Origin of the sequence: Streptomyces sp. YS-3 (assembly GCF_045257485.1) — a bacterium.
Taxonomy (GTDB): domain Bacteria; phylum Actinomycetota; class Actinomycetes; order Streptomycetales; family Streptomycetaceae; genus Streptomyces.
In genome coordinates this window covers 1-4,677 of the sequence record NZ_JBJHPC010000557.1, presented here as the reverse complement: position 1 = coordinate 4,677, position 4,677 = coordinate 1, and the positions used below count along the sequence as shown (strand labels likewise).

Sequence of the window (4,677 nt, the reverse complement as noted above, 5' to 3'; positions counted from 1 at the left end):
GCTTCGCCCCGTGGCCCCCTTCGGGGCGTCGCCCCGGGGGTTTGGTCGGCCGCGGGCCGTGGGCGGTTGTTCGCGCCGTTCCCCGTGCCCCCTGGGAGCGTTGGCGTCTGCCGGTTCGTGGGGGCTTGTCGCGCAGTTCCCCGCGCCCCCAAAAACGTCGGCCGTCCGCGGGCCGTGGGGGGCTGGTCGCACCCCTGAAGACGTCGGTCGTCCGTCGGCCGTGGGCGGCCGTCGCCCTTCGGGAAAGGGGCCCTCCCACCTGGGAGGGCCCCTCGGTCAGTGCTGGCTGGGTTACATCATGTCTTCGATGTCCGCCGCGATCGGGTCCGCGTCCGTGCCGATGACGACCTGGATCGCGGTGCCCATCTTGACGACGCCGTGCGCGCCGGCGGCCTTCAGCGCGGCCTCGTCGACCTTGCTCGGGTCGATGACCTCGGTGCGGAGGCGGGTGATGCAGCCCTCGACCTCTTCGATGTTCTCGATACCGCCGAGCCCGGCGACGATCTTCTCAGCCTTGCTGGCCATGTCTGTCTCCCTGTTCTTTCAAAGAACGCTGTGGCGGCGCACCGCAGATCCGTCCGACCGCGGTTCCGCTTTGTCACCGTAACGCACGTTTGGCCCAGTTACGCGAGCGAGCGTCCGCGCGCTGGCCAAGGATGGCGATCACCGGTACCGCGCCCGTGCGGCCAGGATCCGGACGATACCGCAACTGGTCTACACCAGTGTGCAACGCACCCCGGAACTGGCTTGTTCCGACGGGACGGACGGGACGGAGGGCCGCCGATGAGCGCGGACAGCACGGCGGCGGACCGGCCGAAGTGGTGGAACGGGGCGTTCCAGAACCTCCAGAAGATGGGGCGCAGCCTCCAGTTGCCGATCGCCGTCCTGCCCGCGGCCGGCATCCTCAACCGGCTCGGCCAGCCGGACGTCTTCGGCAAGGACGGCCTCGGCTGGACCGATGTCGCCAAGGTCATGGCCGGTGCGGGCGGCGCGCTGCTCGACGCCAACATCGGTCTGCCGCTGCTGTTCTGCATCGGCGTCGCCATCGGCATGGCGAAGAAGGCGGACGGCTCCACCGCGCTCGCCGCCGTGGCCGGTTTCCTCGTCTACTACAACGTGCTGCGCCAGTTCCCCAAGGACTGCGCCGCCGGCGCGAAGGTCATCTCGGCGGGGTGCCAGGCCAACGACGGGACCGTGGCGGCCTTCACGTACCAGAACCCGGGTGTGTTCGGCGGCATCGTCATGGGTCTGCTCGCCGCCTGGTTCTGGCAGCGCTACCACCGGGTGAAGCTGGTCGACTGGCTCGGCTTCTTCAACGGCCGCCGGCTGGTCCCCATCATCATGTCGTTCGTCGCCATCGCGTTCGCCGCGATCTGTCTGTGGGTCTGGCCGCCGATCGGTGACGGCCTGGAGAACTTCAGCGACTGGCTGGTGGGGCTGGGCGCCTGGGGCGCGGGCATCTTCGGGGTCGCCAACCGGGCGCTGCTGGTGATCGGTCTGCACCAGTTCCTCAACGTGCCCATCTGGTTCCAGTTCGGCACCTTCACCAAGCCGGACGGGACCGTCGTCCACGGTGACATCAGTATGTTCCTGGCGGGCGACAAGGACGCGGGCCAGTTCACCACCGGCTTCTTCCCCATCATGATGTTCGCGCTGCCAGCCGCCGCTCTGGCGATCACCCACTGCGCCAAGCCGCACCGCCGCAAGCAGGTGGGCGGTCTGATGCTGTCGGTGGGTCTGACCTCGTTCGTCACCGGTATCACCGAGCCGATCGAGTACTCGTTCCTCTTCATCGCGCCGCTGCTGTACGTGATCCACGCGGTGCTCACGGGTGTCTCGATGGCGGTGAGCTGGGCGCTGGGCGTGAAGGACGGCTTCAGCTTCTCGGCCGGTCTCATCGACTACGTCATCAACTGGAACCTGGCGACGAAACCGTGGCTGATCATTCCGATCGGGCTGGTCTTCGCGGCCGTCTATTACGCCATCTTCCGGTTCGCGATCACCAAGTTCGACCTTCCCACTCCGGGGCGCGAACCGGAGGAGCTGGAAGAGGAGATCGAGCGGGAGAACACGAAGTAATAACGGCGGGATAACCAAGCGGTGATACGGCGCAGGCCTCGGACCCCAGGGTCCGGGGCCTTTGTCCGTCATGCCGGAATGCGTGGCTCAGCACACAGAAATCGCAGGTTCCTTATCTAACCCTCACCGTGCTACAACTGGTCTACACCACTCAATGGTGTAGACCACGCGGGCTTCACCGCGTTCCCCCCTGAGACGCCGCCGTCCCCCCGTACCTTCCCATGCCCGGGCGGCGCCTTGCCAACTGGAGGAAGTTGATGAGTACGGCCACCGCTACGGCGGCGCCCGCGAAGAAGCGGGGTGCCGGCCTGTTCCAGGGTCTGCAGAAGGTCGGTCGCAGCCTGCAGCTGCCGATCGCCGTACTGCCGGCCGCGGGCATTCTGCTCCGCCTCGGTCAGGACGATGTCTTCGGCAAGGACGGCCTCGGCTGGGACAAGGTCGCCAAGGTCTTCGCGACCGCCGGCGACGCGGTCTTCGCCAACATGCCGCTGCTGTTCTGCATCGGTGTCGCCATCGGCTTCGCCAAGAAGTCCGACGGCTCCACCGCCCTCGCCGCGCTGGTCGGCTTCCTGGTCTACAAGAACGTGCTCACCGCGTTCCCGGTGACCGACGCCGTGGTCAACACGACCAAGAACAACGGTGTCGATGTCGCGGCCACGTACAACGACCCGAAGGTCCTCGGCGGCATCGTCATGGGCCTGATATCCGCGGTCGTGTGGCAGCGGTTCCACCGCACCAAGCTGGTGGACTGGCTGGGCTTCTTCAACGGCCGCCGGCTCGTCCCGATCCTCATGGCCTTCATCGGCACCGCGCTCGGCGTCTTCTTCGGCCTGGTCTGGGGTCCGATCGGCGACGGCATCACCTCCTTCGGCGAGTGGATGACCGATCTGGGCTCCGTCGGCGCCGGCATCTTCGGCGCCGTGAACCGCGCGCTGCTGCCGGTCGGCATGCACCAGTTCGTGAACACCGTCGCCTGGCAGGAGATCGGCACCTACACGGACCCGTCCGGTGCCACCTGGCACGGTGACATCCAGCGCTTCATGCACGGCGACCCGAGCGCCGGACAGTTCATGACCGGCTTCTTCCCGATCATGATGTTCGCCCTTCCGGCCGTGGCCCTCGCCATCACCCACACCGCCCGCCCGGAGCGCCGCAAGGCCGTCGGCGGCATGATGATCTCGCTCGCGCTGACCTCCTTCGTCACCGGTATCACCGAGCCGATCGAGTTCGCGTTCATGTTCATCGCGCCGGTCCTGTACGTGATCCACGCGATCCTGACCGCCGTCTCGATGGCCGTCACCTGGGCGCTGGGCGTGCACCACGGCTTCACGTTCTCGGCCGGTGCCATCGACTACCTGCTCAACTGGAAGTTCGCGGAGAAGCCCTGGCTGATCATCCCGATCGGTCTGGTCTTCGCGGCGATCTACTACTTCGTCTTCCGCTTCGCGATCGTCAAGTTCAACCTCGCCACCCCGGGCCGCGAGCCCGAGGAGGAGCTGGAGGACCTGACCAAGGCGTAAGCCGTACGGGTCACGTGCGAAGGGCCCCCGGAACCGCTCGGTTCCGGGGGCCCTTCGCGTACGTACGCCGCTCCGCCGCTCAGACCTCGTACACCGCGCCCGGCACCGCGAGCTCCACGGGTCCCTCGTACGCCTGACGGGCGTCCGCCAGGTTGACCTCGCCGTCCGTCCACGGGGGGATGTGGGTCAGGACCAGCCGGCCCGCCCGGGCGCGGGCGGCGTGCGCGCCGGCCTCGCGGCCGTTGAGGTGGAGGGCCGGGATGTCCTCCTTGCCGTGCGTGAAGGACGCCTCGCACAGGAACAGGTCGGTGCCCTCGGCCAGCTCGTGCAGCGCCTCGCAGACGCCGGTGTCGCCCGAGTACGTGAGGGACGCGCCGCCGTGCTCGATACGGATGCCGTACGCCTCGACGGGGTGGCAGACCCGCTCCGTACGGACCGCGAAGGGGCCGATGTCGAACGAGCCGGACTTCAGGGTGTGGAAGTCGAAGACCTCGCTCATGGAGGAGGTGGAGGGCGTGTCGGCGTACGCCGTGGTCAGACGCTGCTCGGCGCCCTCCGGCGCGTACACCGGCAGGGGGGCGCAGCGCCCGCCCTCGTGCCGGTAGTACCGGGCGACGAAGTAGCCGCACATGTCGATGCAGTGGTCGGCGTGGAGGTGGCTGAGGAAGATCGCGTCGAGGTCGTAGAGACCGATGTGGCGCTGCAGCTCGCCCAGGGCGCCGTTGCCCATGTCGAGGAGCAGCCGGAAGCCGTCGGCCTCGACGAGGTAGCTCGAACAGGCCGATTCCGCGGACGGGAACGACCCGGAGCAGCCGACGACGGTGAGCTTCATGGAGCGTGAACCTCCGGGAGCGGCAAGGGATACGGGCAAGGCTGTGGGAGGTCGTGCGGTGCGTCGAGCGTAAGGCGCCACACTGCCGGTCGCTCCTCAGTGGCGGGCCGTTGTGGGGGAACTCACCTGCGCTGTCACCGGTTCGGGCGGAGTGCGGGCGGAGCGCGCGCGGGGGGTGGGCCGCCGGGTAACGTCTGCGGTATGGACACGTCCTGGTGGCTCGCGGTGATCGCCGTGGTGGTGGTC

Annotated in this window: 4 protein-coding genes; 2 read left to right on the top strand and 2 right to left on the bottom strand. The window is 68.1% G+C overall.

Annotated features, from left to right (window positions below; genetic code table 11):
• Positions 1-291 precede the first annotated feature (291 nt).
• Positions 292-525 (bottom strand): glucose PTS transporter subunit EIIB, encoded by a 234-nt coding sequence (locus ACJA3G_RS30615; RefSeq protein WP_018517946.1) that lies wholly within the window; start codon positions 523-525, stop codon positions 292-294.
• A 258-nt stretch (positions 526-783) separates the two neighbouring features.
• On the opposite strand from ACJA3G_RS30615, the gene ACJA3G_RS30610 reads away from it, so the two are divergent.
• Complete coding sequence (locus tag ACJA3G_RS30610) at positions 784-2,079, top strand: PTS transporter subunit EIIC (RefSeq protein WP_406556290.1); 1,296 nt, start codon at positions 784-786, stop codon at positions 2,077-2,079.
• Between the two features lie 257 nt (positions 2,080-2,336).
• Positions 2,337-3,599, top strand: a complete 1,263-nt coding sequence (locus tag ACJA3G_RS30605; protein ID WP_406556289.1) for a PTS transporter subunit EIIC — start codon at positions 2,337-2,339, stop codon at positions 3,597-3,599.
• 79 nt (positions 3,600-3,678) lie between these two features.
• On the opposite strand, the gene ACJA3G_RS30600 is transcribed toward ACJA3G_RS30605, so the two are convergent.
• The gene (locus ACJA3G_RS30600; RefSeq protein ID WP_406556288.1) at positions 3,679-4,431 is read right to left on the bottom strand and encodes an MBL fold metallo-hydrolase; all 753 of its coding nucleotides are present in this window, start codon (positions 4,429-4,431) and stop codon (positions 3,679-3,681) included.
• Between the last annotated feature and the right edge of the window lie 246 nt (positions 4,432-4,677).

Bases quoted from the DNA above. Each gene is read 5' to 3' on its own strand.
- ACJA3G_RS30615 (WP_018517946.1), bottom strand. From the start codon at position 525: ATGGCCAGCAAGGCTGAGAAGATCGTCGCCGGGCTCGGCGGTATCGAG.
- ACJA3G_RS30610 (WP_406556290.1), top strand. From the start codon at position 784: ATGAGCGCGGACAGCACGGCGGCGGACCGGCCGAAGTGGTGGAACGGG.
- ACJA3G_RS30605 (WP_406556289.1), top strand. From the start codon at position 2,337: ATGAGTACGGCCACCGCTACGGCGGCGCCCGCGAAGAAGCGGGGTGCC.
- ACJA3G_RS30600 (WP_406556288.1), bottom strand. From the start codon at position 4,431: ATGAAGCTCACCGTCGTCGGCTGCTCCGGGTCGTTCCCGTCCGCGGAA.